Origin of the sequence: Stenotrophomonas lacuserhaii, assembly GCF_014836545.1 — a bacterium.
Classification (GTDB): Bacteria; Pseudomonadota; Gammaproteobacteria; order Xanthomonadales; family Xanthomonadaceae; genus Stenotrophomonas; species Stenotrophomonas lacuserhaii.
The window spans coordinates 1-20,580 of sequence record NZ_JACSQS010000030.1 but is presented as its reverse complement, the minus strand read 5'-3'; the positions used below and the strand labels follow the sequence as shown (position 1 = coordinate 20,580).

The 20,580-nt window shown below is 65.2% G+C and carries 16 protein-coding genes; 9 read left to right on the top strand and 7 right to left on the bottom strand.

Annotated elements, in window-relative coordinates; all coding sequences use genetic code 11:
- The first annotated feature begins 303 nt into the window (after positions 1-303).
- The 3 genes from gcvT (at position 304) to H9654_RS17440 (ending at position 3,290) form a co-directional block, all read left to right on the top strand.
- Positions 304-1,416, top strand: a complete 1,113-nt coding sequence (gene gcvT, locus H9654_RS17450; protein ID WP_191771962.1) for a glycine cleavage system aminomethyltransferase GcvT — start codon at positions 304-306, stop codon at positions 1,414-1,416.
- 92 nt (positions 1,417-1,508) lie between these two features.
- Positions 1,509-1,907 (top strand): glycine cleavage system protein GcvH, encoded by a 399-nt coding sequence (gene gcvH / locus H9654_RS17445; RefSeq protein WP_182656834.1) that lies wholly within the window; start codon positions 1,509-1,511, stop codon positions 1,905-1,907.
- Between the two features lie 810 nt (positions 1,908-2,717).
- Positions 2,718-3,290 (top strand): hypothetical protein, encoded by a 573-nt coding sequence (locus H9654_RS17440; protein ID WP_182656833.1) that lies wholly within the window; start codon positions 2,718-2,720, stop codon positions 3,288-3,290.
- 132 nt (positions 3,291-3,422) lie between these two features.
- Here H9654_RS17440 and H9654_RS17435 read toward each other — a convergent pair whose 3' ends face one another.
- On the bottom strand, positions 3,423-4,805 hold the full coding sequence (locus tag H9654_RS17435) for a serine hydrolase domain-containing protein (protein WP_191771960.1): 1,383 nt from the start codon (positions 4,803-4,805) through the stop codon (positions 3,423-3,425).
- 265 nt (positions 4,806-5,070) lie between these two features.
- Here H9654_RS17435 and H9654_RS17430 point away from each other — a divergent pair, with 265 nt between their 5' ends.
- Positions 5,071-6,411 carry an NTP/NDP exchange transporter gene (locus tag H9654_RS17430; RefSeq protein WP_406833495.1) on the top strand — a complete coding sequence of 447 codons (1,341 nt, stop codon included), beginning with the start codon at positions 5,071-5,073 and terminating at the stop codon, positions 6,409-6,411.
- 69 nt (positions 6,412-6,480) lie between these two features.
- Positions 6,481-6,849: a DUF1304 domain-containing protein gene (locus H9654_RS17425; RefSeq protein WP_191771959.1), complete on the top strand. Its 369-nt coding sequence runs from the start codon at positions 6,481-6,483 to the stop codon at positions 6,847-6,849.
- A gap of 78 nt (positions 6,850-6,927) precedes the next feature.
- On the opposite strand, the gene H9654_RS17420 is transcribed toward H9654_RS17425, so the two are convergent.
- Both H9654_RS17420 and H9654_RS17415 read right to left on the bottom strand, forming a co-directional pair.
- Entirely contained in the window at positions 6,928-9,408 is a 2,481-nt protein-coding gene (locus H9654_RS17420) for an acyl-CoA dehydrogenase (RefSeq protein ID WP_191771958.1), read from the bottom strand.
- On the bottom strand, positions 9,405-10,322 hold the full coding sequence (locus tag H9654_RS17415; protein ID WP_191771957.1) for an alpha/beta fold hydrolase: 918 nt from the start codon (positions 10,320-10,322) through the stop codon (positions 9,405-9,407). The genes H9654_RS17420 and H9654_RS17415 overlap by 4 nt, the downstream gene beginning before the upstream one ends.
- 137 nt (positions 10,323-10,459) lie before the next feature.
- Here H9654_RS17415 and H9654_RS17410 point away from each other — a divergent pair, with 137 nt between their 5' ends.
- Positions 10,460-11,059, top strand: coding sequence for a TetR/AcrR family transcriptional regulator (locus H9654_RS17410; protein ID WP_042615262.1), 600 nt, complete (start codon positions 10,460-10,462; stop codon positions 11,057-11,059).
- A gap of 140 nt (positions 11,060-11,199) precedes the next feature.
- On the opposite strand, the gene H9654_RS17405 is transcribed toward H9654_RS17410, so the two are convergent.
- The 3 genes from H9654_RS17405 to hslO all read right to left on the bottom strand — a co-directional run bounded on the left by H9654_RS17405 (position 11,200) and on the right by hslO (position 16,157).
- Entirely contained in the window at positions 11,200-14,031 is a 2,832-nt protein-coding gene (locus H9654_RS17405; protein WP_191771956.1) for a TonB-dependent receptor domain-containing protein, read from the bottom strand.
- A 239-nt stretch (positions 14,032-14,270) separates the two neighbouring features.
- On the bottom strand, positions 14,271-15,119 hold the full coding sequence (locus H9654_RS17400; RefSeq protein WP_191771955.1) for an XOO1806 family protein: 849 nt from the start codon (positions 15,117-15,119) through the stop codon (positions 14,271-14,273).
- Between the two features lie 144 nt (positions 15,120-15,263).
- Positions 15,264-16,157, bottom strand: a complete 894-nt coding sequence (hslO, locus tag H9654_RS17395) for an Hsp33 family molecular chaperone HslO (RefSeq protein WP_101116108.1) — start codon at positions 16,155-16,157, stop codon at positions 15,264-15,266.
- An 82-nt stretch (positions 16,158-16,239) separates the two neighbouring features.
- Between hslO and mtgA the strand changes: the two genes are divergently transcribed.
- The 3 genes from mtgA to H9654_RS17380 are packed head-to-tail and all read left to right on the top strand — an operon-like array spanning position 16,240 to position 18,404.
- Positions 16,240-16,980, top strand: a complete 741-nt coding sequence (gene mtgA / locus H9654_RS17390; protein WP_191771954.1) for a monofunctional biosynthetic peptidoglycan transglycosylase — start codon at positions 16,240-16,242, stop codon at positions 16,978-16,980.
- Positions 16,981-16,993: 13 nt separating this feature from the next.
- The gene (locus H9654_RS17385; protein WP_191771953.1) at positions 16,994-18,013 is read left to right on the top strand and encodes a glycosyltransferase family 2 protein; all 1,020 of its coding nucleotides are present in this window, start codon (positions 16,994-16,996) and stop codon (positions 18,011-18,013) included.
- The gene (locus H9654_RS17380) at positions 17,973-18,404 is read left to right on the top strand and encodes a CBS domain-containing protein (protein ID WP_182656827.1); all 432 of its coding nucleotides are present in this window, start codon (positions 17,973-17,975) and stop codon (positions 18,402-18,404) included. The genes H9654_RS17385 and H9654_RS17380 overlap by 41 nt, the downstream gene beginning before the upstream one ends.
- A gap of 38 nt (positions 18,405-18,442) precedes the next feature.
- Here the strand turns inward: H9654_RS17380 and H9654_RS17375 are convergent, their stop codons facing one another.
- Positions 18,443-20,419, bottom strand: a complete 1,977-nt coding sequence (locus H9654_RS17375) for an AsmA family protein (protein ID WP_406833494.1) — start codon at positions 20,417-20,419, stop codon at positions 18,443-18,445.
- Positions 20,420-20,580: the final 161 nt, after the last annotated feature.

The following is a 20,580-nucleotide window of genomic DNA, read 5'->3' as shown; positions in this document are numbered from 1 at the left end:
GCGCCGAGCCGTGCTCGGCGAGCGCAGCGGGCCGTTGGCGGAAACATCCCGCCGACCATGGGTCGGCGCTACCGGGCGGCCATGGACCTGTCGAAGGTGGGGCGGGGTGGGTTGGCGTGGACCGGCCATGGATGGCGCGAAGCGAGGCCCGCAGGAGCGGCTCTTGCCGTCCCCCGCCAACCGCCCGCCCCGCCGCAAGCAATCTGCAAGGTTGCCGTTGCTTCCGCCGTTGCTTGCGCAGTACAACGCTCAGCGCTCTATCTGGGATAATGGCGACCTTGTTTCCCTGTTGCCGGACCGGTCATGACCCAGAAGACGCTGCTCAACGATTCCCACCGCGCCCTCGGCGCCAAGATGGTCGATTTCGGGGGCTGGGACATGCCCATCCACTACGGTTCGCAGCTGGATGAACACCATCTGGTGCGTCGGGAAGCGGGCGTCTTCGACGTCAGCCACATGACCGTGGTCGACCTGCGCGGTGAACAGGTCAAGCCGTTCCTGCGTCGCCTGCTGGCCAATTCGGTGGACAAGCTGAAGGTGACCGGCAAGGCGCTGTACTCCTGCATGCTCAATGAGCGTGGCGGGGTGATCGACGACCTGATCGTCTACTACCTGGCCGATGATTTCTTCCGCATGGTGGTCAATGCCTCCACCCGCGAAAAGGACCTGGCCTGGCTGACCGAACAGGCGCTGCCGTTCGGCGTGTCGGTGCAGCAGCGTCCCGACCTGGCCATCCTGGCCGTGCAGGGCCCGCAGGCGCGCGATGCGGTGATCGGTCTGGTCGACGCCGCTGGCGCCGCCACCTTGGCCAAGCTGGCACGCTTTGCCGCCACCGATGTGACCTCGGCCGACGGTGTTGCCCTGTTCGTGGCGCGCACCGGCTACACCGGCGAAGACGGTTTCGAAATCCTCTTGCCGCAGGACGCCGTGGTGGCGTTCTGGAACCAACTGCTGCAGGCGGGCGTCAAGCCGGCCGGCCTCGGCGCGCGCGACACGCTGCGCCTGGAAGCCGGCATGAATCTCTACGGCCAGGACATGGACGATGAGATCACCCCGTATGAAGCCGCGCTGGCCTGGACGGTCTCGCTCGACGAGGGCCGCGACTTCATCGGCCGCGACGTGCTGGAAGCGCAGAAGGCCGCCGGCGATGCGCGCCAGATGATCGGCCTGGTGATGGATGAGAAGGGCGTGCTGCGGCATGGCCAGGCCGTGCTCACCGCCGCTGGCCAGGGCGAGATCCTGTCGGGCACGTTCTCGCCGACGCTGGCCAAGGGCATCGCGTTCGCCCGCGTGCCCGCAGGTGAGCTGGGCGAGGTGAGCGTGGACATCCGCGGCCGTGCCGTGCCGGTGCGCGTGGTCAAGTTCCCGTTCGTGCGCGAAGGCCAGGCGCAGGACGGCGTGCTGCCGGTCGCCTGATTCTGTTTTGTCGGCCGGGGCCTGCCAGCAGGCCCGGCCGGTTGGTTACACTACCCGCGTTTTTTCCACACCCGTATTCCTGGAGCAGTGCCATGAGCGAGATCCCCGGCGACCTCAAGTTCCTCAAGTCCCACGAATGGGCGCGCGTCGAATCCGACGGCAGCGTCACCGTAGGTATTTCCGACCATGCCCAGGGCCTGCTCGGCGATCTGGTCTATGTCGAGCTGCCCGAGGTGGACGGCGAAGCCAAGGCCGGCGAAACCATCGCGGTCGTCGAATCGGTCAAGGCCGCATCGGATGTCTACAGCCCGGTCACCGGCACCATCATCAAGGTCAATTCGGCCCTGACGGACAAGCCGGAAACCATCAACGAAGATGCGTACGGCGAAGGTTGGCTGTATGTCGTGCAGCCGAGCGACCTGGCTGCCGAGCTGGAGGAACTGCTCGGTCCGGACGACTACGCCGAAGTACTGGAAGACGACGACCACTGATCCGTCGTCGCCCCGTTAGACCAAAGGACCGCCCTTGGCGGTCCTTTTTTTTTGTCCGCATCCGGGCACGTCGCTCATGCGCGCAGCGCGCCGCGGAGGTTGGCCTCGGGCATGAGCATGCGGTTGTCGACGAGGTTGTCGGTCGGTTCCAGGGTTGGCGGCTGGCGCGGCGGGGACGAAAAGTTTTGCGCAAAATCGCGTTTGCGTCGCAAAGTTCGACGCGCCGCGTGTGAAAAAAAAAGTGACCGTTTGCGAAGCGTTGGGGAAGGTGGGACGGTCACCGCCACGCTGCGCGCGGCAGTACCGCATCATTCCGCGTGTTGTGCGGCTGTTTCAGAATAAGGCTTGTTTAAAGTGCTTTCGTTCGCCGTGCCGATGCGCGCATGCGCGTCGCGCCGGTCGATGCATGCCGGTAGCGGTGATCGGCAACGCCGCCGCTCGCACCGCCAGCAACCATCGCCGAACACCTGCGGCGTGAATTTTTTCGTGGGGGGTTGTTGACAGCCCAAAAAAGCGTGATTAGGTTTCGCCCAGCAGACCTTTACTGCAAAACCGAGTGCAACCGATCAAACGCCAGGCGCGAAGCACAACCCGGACACCCACTGCACCGCGAAGCGCGGCGCAGTCGGCCCAGCTTCCCCCTGGCAATTGCACGCTACGTTCTGCCGCGATGCCAGCCTCGCCGATCGAAGCGCGCATCGCAGCAACCGTCACGACGCGGAAGACGCGTCGGCGGGCCCCGCGAGCAGCTTCAGCGGGTTCGATTTACCTGGGCGTTTCAACACTCCATCACTGACGAGGAGCCATCCCATGGCAACTGCGAAGAAGAAGCCCGCCGCCAAGAAGGCGACGAAGAAAGTAGCCAAGAAAGCCACCGCCAAGAAAGCCACTGCCAAGAAGGTCGCCAAGAAGGCGACCGCCAAGAAGGCAGTGAAGAAGGCGGCGGCCAAGAAGACCACCGCGCGCAAGGTCGCCAAGAAGGCAACTGCCAAGAAGGCAGTGAAGAAGACCGCGAAGAAGGCCGTCAAGAAGGTCGCCAAGAAGGCGACTGCCAAGAAGGCAGCGAAGAAGGTCGCGCGCAAGCCCGCCAAGAAGGTCGCCAAGAAGGCAACTGCCAAGAAGGCAGTGAAGAAGGCCGCCAAGAAGGTAGCCAAGAAAGCCACCGCCAAGAAGGCAACTGCCAAGAAGGCAGTGAAGAAGGCGACCAAGAAGGCCACCAAGAAAGTCGCCAAGAAAGCGACCGCCAAGAAGGCCGTGAAGAAGACCGCGAAAAAGGCAGCTGCGAAGAAGCCGGCCGCAAAGAAGGCCGCCCGCAAGAGCCCGGCACGCCGCAAGAAGGCCGCTCCGGTGGCCCTCCCGGCAACCCCGGCGCCGCTGATCTAAGCACGTCCCGATAGCCGTACCTGAAGCCCCCTCTCCGACAGCCCAGCGGAGAGGGGGTTTTTTTATCCACGAAAAAGGGGACGGGGGGAATTAATCCGAATTAATTCCCCCGTCCCCTTTTTTTGCTGCGGCTTAACGCGGCGAGGCGCTGGCGCGGTTGGACGAGGCGCCTTTGCGCTTGTCCTGGGAAGGCGCGCCTTCGGCCATCAGGCTGTCGCTGCCGAAGTCGGTATCCACGTCCAGCCAGCGCTGGGTCGGCAGGCCGAGGGCGGAATCCAGCACGGTCGGCAGCAGGCCGCTGAGCAGGCTGCTTTCGCCGTTCCACATGATGGCGATGCCCATGTCGCGTTCGGGGACCAGCGCCACCAGGCCGCGGTAACCCTGCACCGCGCCGGCATGGAACACCACTTCGTGGCCGGCGTAATCGAAGTTGCGCCAGCCCAGCGCATAGCCCGCCGAACGCAGGCGCTCGCGGCGCCAGCCCGAACGCATTTCGCCCGGGGTGTTGACCAGCGAAGCGTGCAGCGTGGCCAGCAGCGGGGCGGGCAGCACGTCCGGGCGGTGGCCGGTCTGGGCCAGCAGCCACTGCGCCATGTCGTTGGCGCTGGCATTGACGCCCGCTGCAGGCGCGAGCCGGTAATAGGTCGGCTTCGGGCTCAGCGAGACCCAGCCATTGCGGCTGCGCACGTGCGGTCGCGCCCAGCGTGAGCTGGCCTGGATGCCGGCAAGGCCGAGGCTGGCATCGTCCATGCCCAGCGGTTTGAACAGCCGCCGTTCGACGGCCTGTTCGTAGAAGCTGCCCGATGCGGCGTAGACCACATCGCCGATCAGGCTGTAGGCCACGTTCTGGTACGCATAGCAGTCACCGGGCAGGCACTTCAGCGAGGTGGACCCCAGCTTCTGGGTCAGGGTGTAGTACTCGGCGTTGGCTTCGACGTCGCGGTCGTAGGCGTTGTAGGGCAGGCCGACGCGGTGGCTCAGCAGGTCGGCAACGGTCAGCCGGTCGGTGGCCTCCGGCGTGACCAGCTGGAAGCCCGGCACGTAGTCGGTGACCTTGCTGTCCCAGCGCAATGTGCCATCGTTGACCAGCAGCCCAGCCATGGTGCCGGCGAAGGCCTTGGACAGCGAGGCCAGGCGGAACACGGTGTGCGAATCGACCGGCAGCGGATTGTTGACGTCGGTGACGCCGTAGCCGCGCGCGCTGAGGATGCGACCGCCCTGCACGATGGCCACCGCCATGCCCGGCACGCGCTCGCCATAGGTGAGCTGCTGTGCCATCGATTCGATGTTGGCCACGTTGAAGCCGGCCGCCGGTGCCTGCGGATGGGCGGCCAGGCCGGTGCGGTAGGCCGCCGGATGCGTATGCGCCGGCGACGCGACGGCGGTTTCGATGTTGGTGGGCATCGGCGGCAGCGCGGACGTCTGCGCCGTGGTGGAAAGGGCGACGGGCATCAGCATGCCCAGCATTCCGGTGGCCGCCGTGCGGAACGGACGGCGCCTGCTGTTCTTGTTCATTGATCGGGACCCGAGCGCGACTGCTGTCACCGATTCTAGCCCCGCTTTTCGTCGTTGCACAAACAAAGCGAAGATGAATGCGCATCTTGCTGAAAATACTGGGATTTCGGTGCCGGATCGGGCGCCATCCCGGCGCCGCGCTGCGCGGGCCTGCCGCACCGGCGCGCTGGTGATGTTGCAGTGCATTGGATAACGTACGCGCTTCCTTCCTCCCGGAGTCACCCATGTCCTGCTGCTGCCGCCCTGCGCGCGTGCGGGGTGACGCGTGAGCGCGCCGCTGGATCCGCCGCTGCAACGCGGCCCGCTGCGCGGACTGCTGCAGGCCCTGCGGGATACGCCCGCGCTGGGGTGGTCGTTCCTGTATTTCTTCTGCCTGCTCAGCGGGTATTACGTACTGCGCCCGGTGCGCGAAGCGATGGCGTCCTCTTCAGACCTGCAGGAAGTATTCCCGCCGGCGTTGATCGCCTGGTTTGGCAGCGAAGGGATCCCATTGCAGGATTTCGTCCTGCAGTTCCTGTTCACCTGCGTGTTCCTGATCATGCTGGTGTTGCAGCCGGTGTACGGCTGGCTGGTGAGCCGGCAGCCACGGCGCGTCTTCATGCCGGTCGTGTATGGCTTCTTCATCGTCACCCTGCTCGGCTTCCACCTGATGTTCGACAGCAACGTGCCGGGCCGGGGCATGGCGTTCTTCTTCTGGGTGACGGTGTTCAACCTGTTCGCCGTCGCGGTGTTCTGGAGTTTCATGGCCGATGTGTTCTCCAACGCACAGGCGCGTGCGTACTACGGCTACATCGGCGCGGCCGGTACGCTGGGCGCCTTCCTTGGCCCGGTCATCACCGGGGCCCTGGTGCAGCGTGTGGGCATTGCCAACCTGATGCTGGTCTCGGCCGGCTTCCTCAGCATCTGCCTGCTGTGCATCTGGCGGCTGCGGCACTGGGCGATCCTGCGCGAGCGTGAGCAGCAGTTGGTGTCCGGTGAGCAGCCGATGGGGGGCAGCGTGCTGGATGGCCTCAAGCTGATCGTGCGCGAACCGCTGCTGCGCTGGCTGGCGCTGCTGGTGGTGTTCGGGGTGGGCGTGGGCACGCTGCTGTACAACCAGCAGGTGTCGATCGTACGCGTGGCCTATCCGGATCCGGAAGCGCGCACCGCCTTCTATTCGCACCTGGACCTGGCGGTGAACACGTTGACCCTGCTGGTGCAGCTCACGCTCACGCGCTGGCTGCTGTCGCGGCATGGGGTGGCACCGGCGCTGTTGATCCCGGCGCTGGCGATCATCGTCGGCTTCTCGGTGTTGGCGGCCTCGCCGCTGCCGCTGCTGGTGGCGGTGGTGCAGGTGGTGACGCGCGCCAGCGAGTTCTCGCTGTTCAAGCCGGCGCGCGAGACCCTCTACACCCGTGTGGACCGCCAGTGGCGCTACAAGGCCGGTGCGGCCATCGACACCGTGGTCTACCGCGGTGCGGACCTGAGCTTCACCTGGGTGCACAAGGGCCTGTCGCTGCTGGGGTCGAACATCGTGTTCGCTGGCGGCATCGTGGTGGCATCGCTGATGACCCTGGCGGCCTTCGGCGTGCTGCGCCAGGAGAAGATACTGCCACGCGACCGCTAGCGGGCCCGCGCATGCGCCGCCGGCTGCCGATCCTCAATTAAGCTCTGCGCACTTACTTGAGGATTGCCCATGTATTGGATCTGGATCGCGTTGTCACTGACGCTGCTGGTCGCTGCGCTGCACGTCTACTTCCTGGTGCTGGAAATGTTCCTGTGGACGCGCCCGCTCGGCCTGAAGACCTTCCGCAATACGCCGGAGAAGGCACAGGCCACGCGCGTGCTGGCGGCCAACCAGGGGCTCTACAACGGCTTCCTGGCCGCCGGCGTCCTGGTCGGCCTGGTCCGCTACTTCGAGATCACCATCTTCAGCCTGGTCTGCGTGGTGGTGGCCGGCTGTTACGGCGCATGGACGGTGAACCGGCGCATCTTCTACATCCAGGCAGTGCCCGCCCTGCTGGCGCTGGCGGCGATCTGGCTGGCTGGCCGCAACCTGCACTGAAACAAGAAGGGGCCAGAGCCCTTTTCCTGCGGAAAAGGAGTCTGACCCCGTCGGGATCCCGGTTCGGTCGCGAGGCGGTCAGGCCGCCTGCTGCGAACCGGTCTCCTTGCGCGGCAGGTCGTAGTAACCGGCCGAGCGCAGTTCGTGGGTGTCGAAATCATCCACGGTGATCGCTTCCAGGGTGATCGCACGCAGCTCTTCCAGCAGGCTGCGTTCGTCCTGGGTCAGCACGCCTTCGGCCACGGCTTCGTCCAGCTGCTTGTTGTAGTCCAGCGCCTCGATGCCCTTGCTCTTGAGCGCCTTGAGAAACTTGCGCTCCACCGGCTCGGCCATGATGGCCTTGGCCAGGTAGCTGTTGATGCGCCCGCCCGGGTTGTTCTCGCACGGGGTCATGAACACGCCATCGGCCAAGCGGTCGCGGGCTTCATTGGGGGCCATCAGCAGGGCGGCGACGCGACGGCTCAGGCGGTCACCCGGGGCTTCGGCTCGACGGCCCAGCGGGAAGATCAGCAGCCACATCAGCCAGCCGATCGGACGGATCGGGAAGTTGCGCAGCGCCGCCGACAGCGATTCTTCGATCTTGTGCACGCTGTCATGGAAGGCCCAGGCCAACAGCGGCTGGTCGGCCACCGGTGCGCCTTCATCGTGGTATCGCTTGAGCATCGCGCTGGTCATGTAGACATGGCTCAGCACGTCGCCCAGGCGACCGGACAGCGACTCCTTGAACTTCAGCTTGCCGCCGAGGGTCATCATGGAGATGTCGGCCATCAGGGCGAGGTTGGCCGAATAGCGGTCCAGCTTGCGGAAGTAGCGGCGGGTGTAGGCATCACCCGGCGCGGCACCGAAGCGGGCACCGGTCAGGCCGAACCAGAACGAACGCACGGCGTTGGAGATGCCGTAGCGGATGTGCCCGAACAGGCTGCGGTCGAACTCCTGCAGGCCGGCCTTGCGGTCCGGATCCTGCGCGGCCTTCATTTCCTTCATCACCCACGGATGGCACAGGATGGCGCCCTGGCCGAAGATCAGCAGGCTGCGCGTCATGATGTTCGCGCCTTCCACGGTGATCGCGATCGGCGCGGCCTGCCAGCTGCGGCCGGCGAAATTGCGCGGCCCCAGGATGATGCCCTTGCCGCCGATCACATCCATCATGTCCGAGATCACTTCACGGCTCATGCTGGTGCAGTGGTACTTGGCGATCGCCGAGGGCACCGACGGCACATCGCCACGATCCACCGCCGCGGCAGTGGCCTGGGCCAACGCGCTGATCTTGTAGGCCTTGCCGCCGATGCGGGCCAGCGCCTCTTCCACGCCTTCGAAGCGACCGACCGACAGGCCGAACTGCTTGCGGATGCGGGCGTAGGCACCGGTGATGACCGCACCGGCCTTGGCGCCGCCGCTGCCGGTGGAGGGCAGGGTGATCGAGCGGCCCACGGCCAGGCATTCGTTGAGCATGTTCCAGCCCTTGCCGGCCATCGCGGCACCGCCGATCAGCTGGGTCAGCGGGATGAACACGTCCTTGCCCTTGATCGGGCCGTTCTGGAACGGCGAGTTCAGCGGGAAGTGGCGACGGCCGACTTCCACGCCGGCGGTTTCGCGCGGCAGCAGGCCCAGGGTGATGCCGATGTCGCGCGTTTCACCGATCAGCTGGTCCGGATCGTACATGCGGAACGCCAGGCCGATCAGCGTGGCCACCGGGGCCAGCGTGATGTAGCGCTTGTCGAAGGTCAGCTTGACGCCGAGCACGCGCTCGCCGTTCCACTCGCCGTGGCAGACGATGCCGTAATCGGGAATGGAGGTGGCATCGGAGCCGGCGAACGGACCGGTCAGGCCGAAGCAGGGCACTTCGCGGCCATCGGCCAGGCGCGGCAGGTACTGGTCCTTCTGCTCCTGGGTGCCGTAATGGTTGAGCAGCTCACCCGGGCCCAGCGAGTTGGGTACACCGACGGTGGAGCTGACCACCGAAGACACCGAGGCCAGCTTCTGGATCACCTTGTGGTGGGCCAGCGCGCTGAAGCCCAGGCCGCCGTACTGCTTGGGAATGATCATGCCGAAGAAGCGGTTCTTCTTGATGAAGGCCCACATTTCCGGCGGCAGGTCGGCGTGGACGTGGGTGATTTCCCAGTCGTTGACCATCTTGCACAGTTCTTCCACCGGACCATCCATGAAGGCCTGTTCTTCGGCGGTGAGCTGCGGCTTGGAATAGTTCAGCAGGATGTTCCAGTCCGGATCACCGGTGAACAGCTCGCCTTCGAAACCGACCGAACCGGTTTCCAGGGCGATCCGCTCGGTCTGCGACAACGGCGGCAGCACCTTGCGGAACACTTTCATCATCGGCGCGGTCAGCAGCGGCTTGCGGATGAAGGGCAGCAGCAGCGGGACGGCGATCACCGCCACGATGGCGGCCGCGACGAGGGTAGCGGTCTGGTTGATGTTGGGCACGAACCAGCACACGGCCAACACGGCCACGCTGATGATCGTCCAGGTGATCAGGCGCATGCGGTGATAGGCCGCGAATGCACTTGCCAGCAACAGGGCAAGGAAGGGAAGAACGATGCTCATGAGCGTACTCCGGTGACGTGCTCGGGTTCGGCGGACGATGTTGCGGCCAAGGCCGGGGGCAACACGTCCAGATAGTTCAACACAGTAGCGGTAAAGGCGTCGTTGTCATCCCCGGCCAGCATGTGCGTGGCCTGCGGCAGCTGTACATGGCGGGCATGCGGGGCAAGCGCGAGGAAATCGGCGATGGTGCCGGCGTTGACCAGCTCGCTGCGGCCGCCACTGACCAGCAGCAGGGGGCACTTCACCTTGCGTGCGGCATCGGCCAATGCGTCCTGGTGCTGTTCGCTGTCGCGCGCCAGTTCGGCCACCAGCCGCGGATCCCAGTGCCATCGCCAGCGGCCATGGCCGTCTTCGCGCAGCAGGGCACGCAGGGAATCTTCGGACTTGCGCGGACGATGCGGCAGGTAGGCCGCGATCACGTCGGCGGCCTCGGCCAGTGACCCGAAGCCCTGCGGGTGGGCGGTCATGAAGCTGAGGATCCGCTCCACCCCGGCGGTGTCCCAGCGCGGGGTGATGTCTACCAGCACCATCGCCGAGAACAGGCCGGGCCAGCGCGATTCGGCCAGCAGCCCGAACAGGCCGCCCATCGAGGCGGCAACCAGCACCGGTGGACGTGACTGCTCGCCAGCCAGCACGATCAGGTCATCGGCGAACTGATCGCCGTGGTAGGGCAGGTCAGCTGGATTCCAGTCCGAATCACCATGGCCGCGCGCGTCGTAGGAAAGGGTCTGGAAGCCATGGCTGGCCAAGGCGCGGGCCGAGGCATTCCAGGCGTGACGGGTCTGGCCGAAGCCGTGTGCGAACAGGATCGGGCCGCGCCGTCCGGCGCTGTCTGCCGTGGCCGCCAGCACCGCGCCATGCGCCGCGTCCAGGCGCAGGGAGGGCAGCGGGGCGGGAGTAGGGGATGTGACCATACCGAATAGTATGGAGCGCTTCGGTTCGATGTCAATACTGTCACGTATGGTGCGCTGCAGCGGGAGCCCGGATCCCGCTTAACGTCTTTATACATAGGCATACTGCAACGAACCCCGGCGTATGGTTAAATCAGCAGATGAGCGAATCCGAAACTCCCGCCGGCGAACCGCGCGCCGGCCGCAACAGCCGCCTCAGCGCCGAAGACTGGGCCCAGGCCGCCCTCGACCTGATTGCAGAGCAAGGTGTCAGCGCCGTCGCGGTGGAGCCGTTGGCGCGCCGCCTTGGCGTGACCAAGGGCAGCTTCTACTGGCATTTCCCATCGCGCGATGCGCTGCTGCAGGCCGCGCTGGAGCGTTGGGAACTGTTCGAGCAGGAGCAGGTGTTCGGCAGCCTGGAAGAGGTGCCGGACCCGCGCGTGCGCCTGCGCCAGTTGTTCCAGGTGGTGGCGCACGAAGTGCAGCCGCACATCATCTACAGCGAGCTGCTGAAGGCGCTGGATCACCCGATGGTGCGCCCGGTGATAGACCGTGTATCGCAGCGGCGGATGGACTACCTGATCGCCTCGTTCCGCCAGGCCGGCCTGAGCTCGACCGATGCCCGGCACCGCGCGCGGCTGGCCTATGCCGCCTATGTCGGTTTCCTGCAGTTGTCGCTGCAGCTGCAGCAGCCCAAGCAGGCGCGCGAGGACTTCGAGGCCTATGTGGAGCACGTGATCGAGACGTTGATCCCGGGCTGATATAGCCCCCTGGATGAAGAAGAAAAAGCCGCTGCGAAGCGGCTTTTTTCGTGCTTGCGTGCTGGAGGAACCACTGCCCCACATAAAGCAACGGCCCCTTTCGGGGCCGTTGTTTCAGACGTTGTTGATCAGTGGATCGATCAGAACTTCTGGTTGTACTTCAGGTACAGGAAGCGACCGATGTCGAAGCCGCCGTAGTACGAGAAGTTCGAGCTCGGCTGGTCCATCATCAGCGGGGCGACCTTGTTGAACACGTTGTTCGCGCCGATGGCAATGGTGGCATTCCACGGTGCTGCGTAGGAAACCTGCAGATCGTGGAAGGTCGTCGAACCCAGCTCGTTCAGCGGGGTGATGATGCCGCCGGTATCCGGTGCCGAGAAGTTCGGCAGGCTGCAACGTGCGGTGAAGTAGCAGGTCTCCTTGGTGCCGGAGTAGTAGCGCACGTTCCAGTTGACCGACCAGTCGTTCTTCGTCCAGCCCAGGCTCAGGTTCGAGCGCACGCGGAAGTAAGCGTTGAAGCCGTTGTACTGCGACGGCACTTCTTCGGCATCGTTGGTGGTCTTGGACTCGTACTTGCTGACGTACGTGGTCGCAGACTTGGCCGAGAAGCGGCCCCAATCGGTGTCCAGCGCGTAGTTGATGTCGAAGTCGAAGCCTTCGGTTTCGGTGTAACCGGCATTGCGGTTGCCGTAGGACAGGTCACCGACGATGAAGCCGTTGGCCGGGTCACGGGTGAACAGTGCGCAGCGCTCTTCGATCAGGCCGACATAGCAGTCTTCCAGGATCTGGTTCGGGCTGTCGGACACCAGGGTGTCTTCGATGCGGATGCTCCACCAGTCAACACCAACGGTCAGGCCGCTGACGTAGCTCGGGCTGTACACCAGGCCGATCGACTTGGATTCCGAACGTTCCGGCTGCAGGAACTCGTTGGAGCCGGAGGTGAACGGCACCGGCGACTGGGCTGCCGGGCCATCAGCCGGAATGAAACCCTGCTGCAGCTGGCGGTAGTTGCCCGGGACATCGGCCAGGCAGCGCGGGGTGCCGCGGGCGTTGCCGTAGATGCTGTCGCACGGATCGATGAAGCCGGTGGTGAAGGTCTGTGAAGAACCGCCGTACAGGTCACCGATGGTCGGGGCACGGAAGCCTTCCGAATAGGTACCACGCACCAGCAGGTCGTCGATCGGACGCCACTTCAGGCCGAACTTGTTGTTGGTGGTATCGCCGAAGGTGTTGAAGTCTGAGTAGCGGGTGGCCACGTCCAGCGTCAGTTCCTTGGCGAACGGCAGGTCGGCCAGGATCGGCACGTTGAGTTCCAGGTAGAACTCGTTGACGTCGTACTTGCCGCCAGTCGGACCGGAGGCCAGGTTGGTCGAGTCACCCGACTGCGCGATGGCATCCGGAGCGAAATGACCTTCTTCGCGACGGTACTCGTAACCGGCCGCGAAGCCCAGGTCACCGGCCGGCAGCGCAACAACCGTGCCGGCGATGTTGGCAAAGTAGTTGTGGGTGGTGGTGTTGCCGGTCGCGTGCTCCTCGCGGAACAGGTAGTTGCGCACGGCTTCGTCGTCCAGCGAGTTGGCAACCGCGCCGGTGCCGAAGCCGGCAAACGGGTTCCACGGCACGCAGCCGTCGATCACCGCGTCGGGGGTGCCGCAGACGGCCTGGCCTGCGCCGTTGACGAACGACGGGCCAACCGCGTTGCGCACGGCCGGAACGTAGAAGTTGCCGTTGTTGATGATGGCAACGTCGTTCTCGTTGTAGAGCGCGCCGGCATCCCAGTTGAAGTAACGGTCACCGATTTCGAACGAGCCTTCCAGCGCGGCAGTGAAGCGCCAGGTGGTCAGGTCGGTATTGGTGGTACGCGGCACTTCCCAGCCACGACGGCGCCATTCGACGTCGGTTGCGCCACCATTCGGGCTGTACAGGCTGTCAGCGCTCAGGTTCAGGTCGTCGTACGCGCCGGACTGCAGCGGGTAACCGGCGATCTGGCGGTCCGAGCTGCGCTTGGAGTACTGCAGGTCGGTGACGAAGCGGACGTTGTCGACGATGTCGTAGTTGGCCGACACATAGAGCGAGCGACGCTCCAGCGGGGTCAGCAGGTGCATCTGGTCCGAAGAACGGCTGCGGTCATCGGCGTTCTGCGGGTGGAACTGGCCGACGCCGAGGGCGGTGCCGCCACGGTTCGGCGCCTGGTAACCACCGGTGCTGCCGGCCGGACGCCAGTTGCCCCACTGGCCAACGTTGGTGTAGGACGCGTTGTGGTTCCAACCCGGATAGGTGTTACGGGTGAACCAGCGGTCCTTGGCCCAGACTTCCTCTTCGTTGTGGTATTCGCCGGCGATGGTCACCGAACCACGATCGCCGGAGAAGCCGATCATGAAGTCGTAGGTTTCCTTCTTGCCGTCGCCCTGGCCGTACTGGCCGGTGTAGACGTTGGCTTCAGCACCGTCGAAGTTCTTGCGGGTGATGATGTTGATCACGCCGGCCATGGCGTCCGAGCCGTAGATCGACGAAGCGCCGTCCTTCAGCACGTCGATGCGCTCGACGATGACGGTCGGGATGGTCGACACGTCCTGGAAGCCGTCCGGGGAGATGCCCAGGCGCTTGCCGTTGACCAGCACCAGCGTGCGCTGCGCGCCCAGGTTGCGCAGGTCGATGTACTGACCGCCGGCTTCCTGGTTGGAGGTCAGCGGAGAGCTGCGGCTGAACGCCGGGCTGCCCGCGGCGGAGATGTTCTGCAGGATGTCGCCAACCGAGTTGAAGCCCTGGTTCTGGATGTCCTGGCGCGAAATCGTCAGCACCGGCTGGGCGGTTTCGACGTCGACCTGACGGATGCGCGAACCGGTGACCGAGATGCGGTCCAGGTTGGTGGTGCCGGAGGTTTCCTGCGCGACGGCGGCGCCGGTGCCTGCAGCGCTGGTGATCAGCGCGATGACGACGGCGTCACGCAGTTTATTGCTGTTGCGGTTCATTGGGCTCTCTCTCCAAGTGGACTTGGTAGCTACGTGGTGTGGCCCGCGACGAAAGCGAATGGCGCTTCCAAAAATCGCTGGGCTGATCCCGATACTACTTCCGTCTTTTCGAAAATTAAAGCTTTGTTAATGATTCGCGTGATTTTGGTGAAATTCGGCAAACCCGTTCAGCTGGCGCGCAAACGAAAACGCCCCGGAATTCGAGGCGTCATCAAAAATACTTGAGCTTGATCAGGCGCTTACAGGTCCTGTTCGTAGCGGACGTACGGAACCGTGCCGTCGTCATTACTCTCATTGCGTGGTGAGAATGGATTCTTGCCACGGCTTACGACGTTCTCCGCACCGACGGTCAGCTGGCCAGACCACGGCGTGCGCCAGGTCAAACCCACCCCCAGGCCTTCCCATTTGCCGGGCTGGCCGGGCACATCGACGACCCGTCCGATGATATTGCCGCTGAAGTTCCCATAGCCTGCGCCGATGCTGATGCTCTTGCTGTCCCAGCGATCCACGATCGATGGCGCGGCGTCAGCCAGCGGCACCAGGCGCGCTTTCGCGTAGGTGCCGCCGATGGACACGAAGCCCTCGCGCCCGATGTTCTTCTGGCCGAACACGGTGAGATCGTTCTGCTCAGCACGCAGCGAGGGCGACTTGTTCGGTCCTGCCAGCCACGCCGGCAGGGTGTCGCGGCCAGCGCCGGCGGTCAGCCCCACGCGCCCACCGGCGCGGTTGAACGCGGCGGTTGCGCTGAATCGGCGTGACAGCGTGTCTTCGTCATCGCCCAGGCTGGCCAGCATGCAATGACTGGCAAGCCCGCTGATGCTGGTGCCGCGGCTGCTGTTGCACAGCAGTCCCAGCGAATCGCCGGAGGACAGGCCGAAGGCCGCGTCCAATGAGCTGCGCCCGAAATGCCAGCGCGCCCCGGCCATCTGTTCGCCGGTAGGCTCCAGGTACAGCAGGGCTTCGACCTTGCCGCTGCCTTTGTTCCAGACCGGGATGACTGTGCGGGTGTCCTTGGCCTGCGCATGTGCGCCCGTGACCGTCCCGAGGGCGATCAGCAGGGCAAGTGGCAGGCGCAGGAGGTTCGGCATGGGTCCAGTCAGACAGTCGGATGCAGGGCAAGTTCCCGCAGAGGCGGGAACTCGAGACTAGGCTGTTTATGATTCTTTAACAAGTCGTTGTCCTCCCCAGAACACGAACTCGCGAAGATGGTCGGCATGCTGGGGCGGAAACGGTTACTGCAGCCGCTCAGGGGCCGGCACGGAAGCTCCGGCACCGTGGAACAGTATCCCGAATTCCGTCAACGGAAAGTGATACTCCCGTCCGCAGAATTCGCATTTCACATCAACCGATCCGGTTGCTTCCGCCGCTGCACGGGCTTCTTCTTCGCCCAGCGACTGCAGCATGGCCTCCACCCGCTCGCGCGAGCATGAGCAGGCAAAGCGCAGCGGCTTGTCGCCCATCGCCTCCGGCTGTTCTTCATGGAACAGCCGGCGTACCAGCTCCTCGGCCGGGGTGGCCAGCAGCTCGGCCTTGCCCAGCGTCTCGAACAGGGCGCTGGTACGGGTCCAGCCGTCGGCATCGCCTTCTTCCCCCGGCAGCTTCTGCAGCAGCAGGCCCGCAGCGCTCTGTCCATCGGCGGCGAGCAGCAACCGGGTGGGCAGCTGTTCGGACTGGCGGAAATAGTCCTCGAAGGCCTCATCAAGGCTGGCTGCAGTGAGTCCGACCAGGCTCTGGTAGCGCTGCGGTTCGCGCGGGTCCAGGCCGGGGTTTTCTATGGTGATGGCAAGCACGGCATCATCGCCCAGCGCGGTCAGCTCGCGCGGCGCATCTTCGCCGTCGGCCACCCGCGCAATGCCGCGCAGGGTGCCGGCGGCAGTACATTCAGCGAAGAGCGTGCGCAGTGCGCTGCTGCTGCGCAGCTGGATGGACAGCCGCCCATCGACCTTGGTGTGTCCGGTGAACAGCGCTGCGGCCACCGTGGCCTCGCCCAGCAGGCCAGCGGCCACAGCCGGGTAGTCGCCGCGCGAGAGGATCTCCTGCCAGGTGTCCTGCAGGCGCACGTGTACGCCACGAACGCCGGCATCGGGGAGCAGGAAGCGGAACAGGGAGTCGGTGTGGTCGGTCATGGATTCGGGGCCGCGCGTATATAAGGGAGGGGGCTTGCCGGATAATGTGCCGACAACCGTTTGAAAGAAGAGTGAGCCATCAATGGGGCCAGGGGACCAGAACCACAAGGTAGGGGCTGTCGCGGCAAGGCCGCGCTGGCGCTGGCGGCGTCTGCTGTGGCTGCCGGTGCTGCTGGCTGCGTTCAGCGTGCTGCAGGTGCTGGCGCTGCGTTTCATCGATCCGCCACTTTCCACGGTGATGGTCTGGCGATACGGCCAAGCGCTGGGGCAGGGCGACTGGAAGTACCGCCTGCACCACCAGTGGCGCGACCTCGGGCAGATGGCGCCCAGCCTGCCGATTTCGCTGGTGGCCGCAGAAGACCAGCGCTTCCCGCTGCACAACGGCTTCGACCTGCAGGCGATCGAGAAGGCGCGTGACCACAATGCGCGCGGTGGCCGGGTGCGCGGTGCCAGCACGATCAGCCAGCAGGTGGCCAAGAACCTGTTCCTGTGGCAGGGCCGCAGCTGGCTGCGCAAGGGCCTGGAGGTCTGGTACACGCTGCTGATCGAAACGTTCTGGCCCAAGCACCGGATCCTGGAAATGTACGCCAACATCGCCGAGTTCGGCGACGGCATCTACGGCGCGCAGGCGGCATCGCGGCAGTTCTGGAACAAGGACGCGTCGGCTTTGACCCCTGGCGAGAGCGCGCGACTGGCGGCGGTGCTGCCGGCGCCGCGTCGCTACAACGCTGCCCGGCCGGGCCCTTACGTACAGCGCAGGGCGAACTGGATCCAGCGCCAGGCGCGCCAACTGGGCGGTGGCGGGTATCTGCAGGATGACTGAGTACAATCCTGCGATGCGCCCAGAACCCTTGACCATCGTCGTCGCCGCCTACAACGAAGAAGAGGCCTTGCCGAACCTGCATGAGCGGGTGTCGGCCGTGTTCGCCGGCCTGGCCGACGTCGACGGCCGCATGCTGTACGTGGATGATGGAAGCAGCGATCGGACCTGGCAGGTGATCTGCCAGCTGGCACGCCAGGATGCGCGGGTTTCGGCGCTGCGGCTGTCACGCAACTTCGGCAAGGAAGCCGCGTTGACTGCCGGGCTGGACCAGGTACGCGAAGGCGCGGCCATGATCCTGGATGCCGACTGCCAGGACCCGCCGGAGTTGATTCCGGAATTTGTCGCGCGCTGGCGCGAAGGCTACGACAACGTATACGGCACGCGCCTGGCCCGCGCCGGGGAAAGCTGGACCAAGCGGGCCACGGCGAACATGTTCTATCGGGTGATCGGCCGCCTGTCGCCCACCCCGATCCCCGCCGACACCGGCGATTTCCGCCTGTTGTCATCACGCGCGCTGCGGGCGCTGGGCGAGCTTCGCGAACGCCACCGCTTCATGAAAGGCCTGTTCAGCTGGGTCGGCTACAAGCGCATCGCAGTGCCCTACCAGCGCCATGCGCGGGTGATGGGCTCAAGCAAGTTCAGCCTGTGGCGGCTGTGGAATTTCGCGCTGGAAGGCATCACCAGCTTTTCCACCGTGCCGCTGCGGGCGGCAACCTATCTGGGCTTGCTGACCGCTGCAGGCGCGTTCGTGTTCGCCATGGGCGTGGTGTTGAAGGCGGCGCTGTATGGCGACCGCGTCGCCGGCTGGCCGACGATGATGGCCGTGATCCTGTTCCTGGGGGGGGTGCAGTTGATCGCACTGGGGCTGATCGGCGAGTACCTGGGCCGGCTCTACGAAGAGTCAAAGCAGCGCCCGCTGTACCTGCTTGACACCTGCATCGCCCCGGGCGTGGCAGACTCCGGGGGGCAACCCACCCTTGGAGGGCAGGCAGATGACCACGGTTCGGCAATTGTTGGACGGCAAGTCTCCTGAAGTGCATGCGGTCAGGCCGGATACGGCAGTGATCGAAGCGATCCGGCTGATGGCGGAAAAAAGCATCGGCGCGGTACTGGTGATGGATGGCCCGGTGCTGGCCGGCATCCTTTCCGAGCGTGATTACGCGCGCAAGATCGTGCTGCGGGACCGCTCCTCGCGCGATACGCAGGTAGAAGAAATCATGACGGCCAAGCTGGTGACCGTCGCGCCTACGGCGCACGTGGCGCATTGCCTGCAGATGGTCACCGATCACCGCATCCGCCATCTACCGGTCGTGGAAAACGGCAAGGTGTTGGGGGTGATCTCCATCGGTGACCTGGTCAAGGCGGTGATCGATGCACAGGCGCAGGAGCTGGAACAGCTGCAGCAGTACATCGTGGCCGGCTGAGACCTGGTGGGTCTGACGGCCAGCGGCCGTCACTACCCTCACTTGGCGTACTTGCCGCCGCAGTCGCTGTCCTTGCCCGGACCGGGTTCGAAGGTCGCCAGCAAGGCGGCCGGCGGGGCGATGCTGCCCAGTGCCAGCGCGATCGCGCCACGCAGCCCGAGTGCCTTGAAGTCCGGCCGGAATCCGGGATCCTTGAAGGTGCCACTGATCCGCAGCGGCGAGCGCAGCGCCAGGATGCTGATGTCCTTCGGACGCGGCTTCAGCAGCAGGTCCATCTGCTCGTTTTTCAGGTTGACGGTGCCTTCGCCGATGATCAGCGTGTCGGTGGTGTCCACCGCCAGCGCCCGGCTGTCCATCAGCCCATCCTTTACCCCGAAGTCGGCGAAGGCGCAGCGCAGCGGGATCTGTTTGTCGCCGGTGAACAGGAATTTCAGGGATTCGGCAACGTCCAGCCCGGCCAGTTCCATGATCAGGTTGCCGACATGGCCCTTGCCCATGCCGACGGCCACGGTGCCGTCGCTGCTGCCGAGCATGGCGGCGATCGAGTTGCCGTTGCCGGTGAGGTCAATTTCCCCGCCGATGCCGCCAGAGGCCTGTTCGGCCAGCTTCGCATCCGGGAACAGCCGGCCAAGCTGCACGCGGCGCACGCTGGCCTTCAGTGACGTGGCGATCTGCGGGCGGCGCGCGTCCATCCGGACGGTGCTGCGGATGTCGCCTCCGGCCACGCCGAAGTTCAGCGGTTCCAGCCTCAACAGGCCGTCATCGAGGAAAAGATGGGCGTCCATGTCGTCCAGCGGCAGGCTGGGCGCGTTGATCCGCTGGGCCCGCAACCGCACGTCGGCGTCCATGGAGCGCAGCTTGCCAAGGTTGTATGGCGTGTCGGGCAGGATCGTCGGCTTGGCCGCCAGCCGCGCCGCTTCCGCTTTCTGTTCGGCGTTGGCGGTTTCATCGCCGTCCGTTTTCGGCGGCGCACCGATGAAACCGGCCAGATCATCGAAGTCCAGCCGCTTGGACACCAGATTGGCGGTCAGGCGCGGTCGCTCGCCACCGACTTCCACCTTCACATCGCCGCCGAGGTCACTGTCGCCGACCTTGCCGTTGAACTTCTGGTATTGCCAGACCTGATGGTCCCGGCTCAACTGGCCGTCCAGGCGATACGGCGGGGTGGAGGGCAGGGCGATGCCCAGCAGGGGATACAGGTCTTCCATATCCTGTCCACTCAACCGGAACTGCAGTTTGAACCTCTGGAACTGGAACGGGTTGATCAGGGTGCCGCTGGCCACGGCGTGGGTCGCGCCGGCCCGACCATCCAGATGGATCCGGAACGGCTGCCCGCTGTTGGTCAGTTCCAGCGGGGATTCGGTATTGCCATTCAAGGTGAACGCATTGCCCTGCCAAGAGCCCTTGCCGCTGACCAGCAGCGGCGGCGCGGCATCAGCCTGCTTCGGCTTGCCACTGCGCACTGCGACCTGGATATTGGTACGGCCACGCTCATCCAGGAACTGCAGGCGCCCGTCGTCGATATGCAGCCGACGCAACTGCAGCGGTTCGCCCCCGCTGCTTTCGCCCATGAAGTCCCAATTGCCGGCCTGATCGGCCTTGGGCGCCGTCTGCAGCAGCGCATCTGGGCGGGTCAGGCGGATTTCCGGCAGCTGCACGCTGCCCCGCAGCAGCGGCCACACCCGTACGTCGATTTCCACGCGATCCGCGCTGGCCATCTTCGGCTGTCTGGCCCATTCGGCATTGGCGAAGGTGATCGAGTCGGCGCGGATCGTGGTCACCCGTCCGAGGTCCACATCCAGGTTTCCGATCTGCAAAGCGCGTCCCGTCTTGGCCTGCACCACACGTTCCACCGGCCCCTTGAACCAGTTCCAGTCCCACAAGGCGATCAGCAGCAGGATCGCAGCGAGCAGGAACACCAGCACGGCGAGCCAGCGTTGCCCCCGCCTGGTAGTCGGACGGCGCGGGCGCCAGCGGGAGGTACGTGCAGCGGCAGCGGGAGGAATGTCATTCACGCGGGCATGGTTGCCCGTTCATCGTGCACGCGGTGCGAAGCAGGCATTCGGATGGTGTGCAGGGGGAGGGCGTCGAACGGAACGGGTGGGATCCCCTCGCGGGTGGCTTTCAAGATGGAACTGGGTTTGGGCCGGGCGGTGGGGGGGGGGGGGGGGGGGGG

What these genes read in the sequence shown, in the direction of transcription:
- gcvT (WP_191771962.1), top strand. Translation starts at nt 304, where the DNA reads ATGACCCAGAAGACGCTGCTCAACGATTCCCACCGCGCCCTCGGCGCC.
- gcvH (WP_182656834.1), top strand. Translation starts at nt 1,509, where the DNA reads ATGAGCGAGATCCCCGGCGACCTCAAGTTCCTCAAGTCCCACGAATGG.
- H9654_RS17440 (WP_182656833.1), top strand. Translation starts at nt 2,718, where the DNA reads ATGGCAACTGCGAAGAAGAAGCCCGCCGCCAAGAAGGCGACGAAGAAA.
- H9654_RS17435 (WP_191771960.1), bottom strand. Translation starts at nt 4,805, where the DNA reads ATGAACAAGAACAGCAGGCGCCGTCCGTTCCGCACGGCGGCCACCGGA.
- H9654_RS17425 (WP_191771959.1), top strand. Translation starts at nt 6,481, where the DNA reads ATGTATTGGATCTGGATCGCGTTGTCACTGACGCTGCTGGTCGCTGCG.
- H9654_RS17420 (WP_191771958.1), bottom strand. Translation starts at nt 9,408, where the DNA reads ATGAGCATCGTTCTTCCCTTCCTTGCCCTGTTGCTGGCAAGTGCATTC.
- H9654_RS17415 (WP_191771957.1), bottom strand. Translation starts at nt 10,322, where the DNA reads ATGGTCACATCCCCTACTCCCGCCCCGCTGCCCTCCCTGCGCCTGGAC.
- H9654_RS17410 (WP_042615262.1), top strand. Translation starts at nt 10,460, where the DNA reads ATGAGCGAATCCGAAACTCCCGCCGGCGAACCGCGCGCCGGCCGCAAC.
- H9654_RS17405 (WP_191771956.1), bottom strand. Translation starts at nt 14,031, where the DNA reads ATGAACCGCAACAGCAATAAACTGCGTGACGCCGTCGTCATCGCGCTG.
- H9654_RS17400 (WP_191771955.1), bottom strand. Translation starts at nt 15,119, where the DNA reads ATGCCGAACCTCCTGCGCCTGCCACTTGCCCTGCTGATCGCCCTCGGG.
- hslO (WP_101116108.1), bottom strand. Translation starts at nt 16,157, where the DNA reads ATGACCGACCACACCGACTCCCTGTTCCGCTTCCTGCTCCCCGATGCC.
- mtgA (WP_191771954.1), top strand. Translation starts at nt 16,240, where the DNA reads ATGGGGCCAGGGGACCAGAACCACAAGGTAGGGGCTGTCGCGGCAAGG.
- H9654_RS17385 (WP_191771953.1), top strand. Translation starts at nt 16,994, where the DNA reads ATGCGCCCAGAACCCTTGACCATCGTCGTCGCCGCCTACAACGAAGAA.
- H9654_RS17380 (WP_182656827.1), top strand. Translation starts at nt 17,973, where the DNA reads ATGACCACGGTTCGGCAATTGTTGGACGGCAAGTCTCCTGAAGTGCAT.